The 4,257-nt window shown below is 70.2% G+C and carries 4 protein-coding genes; all 4 read right to left on the bottom strand.

From position 1 onward, the window contains the following. Positions 1-232: 232 nt before the first annotated feature. On the bottom strand, positions 233-1,558 hold the full coding sequence (gene serS / locus VJN29_RS17170) for a serine--tRNA ligase (protein ID WP_324144860.1): 1,326 nt from the start codon (positions 1,556-1,558) through the stop codon (positions 233-235). A 65-nt stretch (positions 1,559-1,623) separates the two neighbouring features. Next, entirely contained in the window at positions 1,624-2,499 is an 876-nt protein-coding gene (locus VJN29_RS17165; protein WP_324144859.1) for an SDR family oxidoreductase, read from the bottom strand. After that, positions 2,500-3,369 carry an ABC transporter permease gene (locus VJN29_RS17160; RefSeq protein WP_324144858.1) on the bottom strand — a complete coding sequence of 290 codons (870 nt, stop codon included), beginning with the start codon at positions 3,367-3,369 and terminating at the stop codon, positions 2,500-2,502. It abuts the gene before it with no gap. Then, a partial coding sequence (locus tag VJN29_RS17155) for an ABC transporter ATP-binding protein (protein ID WP_324144857.1) occupies positions 3,366-4,257 on the bottom strand: 892 nt, incomplete at its 5' end. The genes VJN29_RS17155 and VJN29_RS17160, both read right to left, overlap by 4 nt.

Genomic DNA, 4,257 nt, shown 5'->3' with positions numbered 1-4,257 from the left:
GTTCACGTCGGTGTTCCTGGTTCTCTGGTTCGTCATGAGGCAGGGACGCCGGACGACGCGTCGGCCCACCATCGAGGCAGACGCGCCGCGCCGCCGGGCTGATACCAGCCCCCGGGGACCTGGGTACCCGTACTCACGCCGTGCTCCCGGTTCGGTCGGTGGCCGGGGCGGCAAGCTGGACGAATCGGCCTGCCGCGCACTGTTTCCGGCGAACCGGAAACGTCGTCGCGAGTCAGGCGATCGGCTTGAGCACGTCCAGGCCGAGGAACGGTCGCAGCGCATCCGGGACGACGACCGAGCCGTCTGGCTGCTGGTGGTTCTCGAGGACCGCCACGATCCATCGGGTCGTCGCGAGGGTGCCGTTGAGGGTCGCGACCGTGCGAGTGCCGGACCCGTTGGGGTCGCGCTCGCGCGTGTTCAGACGGCGCGCCTGGAAGGTCGTGCAGTTGGACGTCGAGGTCACCTCGCGGTACTTGCCCTGCGTCGGGACCCAGGCCTCGCAGTCGAACTTGCGCGCGGCCGGCCCACCGAGGTCTCCTGCCGCGATGTCGATGATCCGGTACGGGACCTCGATCTTGGCGAGCATCTCGCGTTCCCAGTCGAGCAGCCGCTGGTGCTCGGCCTCGGCCTCCTCGGGCCGGCAGTAGCTGAACATCTCGACCTTGTGGAACTGGTGGACGCGGATGATCCCCCGCGTGTCCTTGCCGTGCGACCCGGCCTCACGCCGGTAGCACGCCGACCAGCCCGCATAGCGCCTCGGCCCTGCGGACAGGTCGATGATCTCGTCGGCGTGGTAGCCGGCCAACGCCACCTCCGACGTCCCGGTCAGGTAGAGGTCGTCGGCCTCGAGGCGGTAGACCTCCTCGGCATGAGCGTCGATGAAGCCGGCGCCGAGCATGATCTCGGGCCGCGCCATCGTCGGCGTGATCATCGGCGTGAAGCCCGCTCCGGTGGCCTGCGCCATCGCCAGGTTGAGCAGTGCCAGCTCCAGCAGCGCGCCAACCCCGGTGAGGTAGTAGAAGCGGGCACCACCGACCTTCGCGCCCCGCTCCATGTCGATGGCACCGAGGCGCTCCCCGAGCGCGAGGTGGTCGAGGGGCTCGAAACCCTCAGCCGCGAAGTCGCGCGGTGTCCCGATGGTCTCGAGGACGACGTAGTCGTCCTCACCACCGCTCGGCACCCCGTCGATGATGACGTTGCCCACCCTGCGTAGCAGCCCGGTCAGCTCGGCCTCCGCCGCGTCGGCGACTGACTCGAGCGCCTTGACCTCCTCGCTCAGACGCGCGGCCCTGGTCCGCGCCGTGTGGGCGGTCTCCTCCAGGTGGTCCGCGTCGGGAGCGCCGGCCCTCCTCGCCCTCTGGAATGCCGCCATCGCCGCGCCGACATCCTTGCTGACCGCCTTCTGCTCCGCGCGCAGCGACTCGAACTCGCCGAGGGAGGAACGCCGACGCTCGTCCGCAGCGAGGATCGCGTCCACGATCCCCGGGTCCTCTCCCCGGGCCAGTTGCGAGGCGCGAACCCGGTCGGGGTCGTCGCGCAGGAGCTTGATGTCGATCACGGCGCCAGCCTATCGGCGGCCGTACGGCGCTCACGACCGTGATTGCCCACGACCAGCGGCCGGGATCACCGGGCTGCGGTGGTCGCAACGAGGTCGGTGCTGACCTGCCAGAGCCGCGCGGCGACCGCCGGGTCACGAGAGAGCGAGCTCGACTGCTTGGGTCGGCGGTCGGCGAAGTAGGTGCCGGTCACGCCCTCCATCTCGGGTGAGGCAGCAAGGTGAATCGACGTGAGCGCCCCGCGCGCCGGACTGCGCAGGAACGGTCGCATCACCGGGGCGACGACCTTCCAGGCGACCTGCTGGTCCTCGGATCCAAAGCCGGTGCGGACCATCCCGGGGTGCAGCGCGTTGGCCGTGACGGGACCCGGCCCGAGACGCCGGGCCAGCTCGTAGGTGAACAGGACATTGGCGAGCTTGGACTGGTTGTAGGCGCGTGGTCCGGAGTAGCCGTGATCCCCCTGAAGGTCGTCGAAGTCGATGGTGCCGAGCGTGTGTGCCCCCGACGCGACCACGACGATGCGCGCAGGGCCGCCCTCCCCGAGACGGTCCAGGAGCAGTCGGGTCAGCAGGAACGGCGCGAGGTGGTTGACGGCGAAGGTCCGCTCGAGGCCGTCGGCCGTGACGTGGCGGGTCGCCCAGAAGCCGCCGACGTTGTTGACGAGCACGTCGAGCCGCCGATAGGTGGCGAGCACGTGGCTGGCCAGCCGCCGCACCTGCACCTGCGAGGACAGATCGGCAACGAACACGTCGACGTATGCCGCTGGGCTCGCTCCCCGGATCGCGCTCGCTACCGCTTCGGCGCGTTCCTCGTCGCGGCCCACGATGCCGACGCGGGCACCGAGGCCGGCGAGACCAGCTGCTGTCGCCCGGCCGATCCCACTGGTGGCTCCGGTGACCAGAACGGTTCGACCGGACATCTGCCCGGTGGCCCCCGCGCGCATCTACTTGACCTCTGACCGCAGCATCGTCCAGAGCCCGATGGCCAGAGGCACGACGAGCCAGACCACCGAGGTCAGACCGAGCTGCGACCACTGCTCCCCCACGAGTGGTCCGTGGAAGAGGAGCTTCTGCGTCACGTTCGGGTCGACCCACGGGTGCGCATCTCGGAACCAGTCCTGCGTGAAGGCGAGCAGCTCGAGCAGTGGAGGCGCGACGAAGCCGAAGACGAAGTAGGCAACCATCGCTCCGGCCGAGTTGCGGATGAGCAGACCGAGCATGAAGCCGACGAGCAGCACGAGCGTGTTGCCGAGCACGATGGCGCCCAGGACGGCAAGGCTCTGGTCCCAGATCGCGTCGGTGCCGGCGATGAGTGAGCCGACGACGTTGCCGGCCGCACCGATGGCGAATGCAAGCAGCATCGAGGCGATCGCGACGAGGATGACCGCGATGCCCTTGGCGAGGATGACCCGACCCCGGTGCGGCACGAGAGTGAAGGTGGTCAGGCCGGTGCGCTGGCTCCATTCGCTGGTGACCGACAGGATCGCGATCATCGGCAGGATGATGGCCATCGGGAAGCCGGTCGCCAGGGTGAAGGTGCTGAATGTTCGTTCGTCGGCGGCGGCGAAGAGGATGACCCCGATCGTGGCGAGCAGCGACGCGATGCCGATGCTCGCCAGCAGCCAGAAGCCGGACTTGGTGTCGAACGACTTGCGCAGCTCGAGGGAGACGATCCGCGAGAGCGGGATGCGCTCCAGAGCCGCGGCCCGGACCGGGCGCGGCCCGAGGGTCGCCGAGGGGGCGGCGCCCACCACGACTTCGCCCGAGGCGGGTCCGTGGGTGACCGGGGGGATCCGTGGAGTGATGGCGGTCATGAGACTGCTCCTACTGTGGGTTCTACTGCGTTGTCGTGGGCGTGGTGATCCCGCTGGGTGTCCGCGGTGAGCTCGAGGAACATCTCCTCCAGTCCGGCGCCCTCGGCTGCGCGCAGCTCGACGAGCGGCGCGCCGGCCTTGAGGGCCACCTGACCGACGATGGCGGGGTCGGCCTCGACCCGCAGGGTGCCGTTGCCCTCCAGGCCGTCGCCGTCCTGGTGGTCGATGCCGGCGACAGCGAGCGCCGCGCTGAGCAGAGCGACCTCGGGGGTCCGGACCAGAGTGCCGGCGGAGGCGAGCAGCTCGCTCTTGGTGCCCTGGGCGACGATGCGGCCGTTGCCGATGACGACGAGGTCGTCGGCGATGACCTCGATCTCGTGGAGCAGGTGCGAGGAGAGCAGCACCGTGGCGCCGCCGTTGGCGTAGTCACGCAGCAGGTCCCGCATCCACCGGATGCCGGCCGGGTCAAGCCCGTTCGCGGGCTCGTCGAGGATGAGCACCTCGGGCTCGCCGAGGAGGGCCGCGCCGATCCCCAGGCGCTGGCGCATCCCGAGCGAGTAGTCCCGCACGCGACGGCCCGCCTCCGCCGGGGTGAGGCTGACCACGTCGAGCATCTCGTCGACCCGCGTTTCCGGCAGGCCCATGATGCGCTGGGTCAGCGTGAGGATCTCGCGACCGGTGCGTCCCGCGTGCTGAGCGGACGCGTCGAGCAGGACCCCGACCTCCCGCCCCGGGTTGGGCAGCTCCGAGAAGTGGCGACCGCAGACGTGGGCGGTGCCGGACGTCGCGGGAGTCAGGCCGACGATGATGCGCATCGTCGTGGACTTGCCTGCGCCGTTGGGGCCGAGGAAGCCGGTGACCCGGCCGGGCGTCGCGGTGAACGAGACG

The sequence above is a fragment of the Intrasporangium sp. genome (genome assembly GCF_035280925.1).
Classification (GTDB): Bacteria; Actinomycetota; Actinomycetes; order Actinomycetales; family Dermatophilaceae; genus Intrasporangium.
The sequence above is the reverse complement of the archived record's forward strand: the minus strand, read 5'-3'. Positions and strand labels throughout refer to the sequence as shown.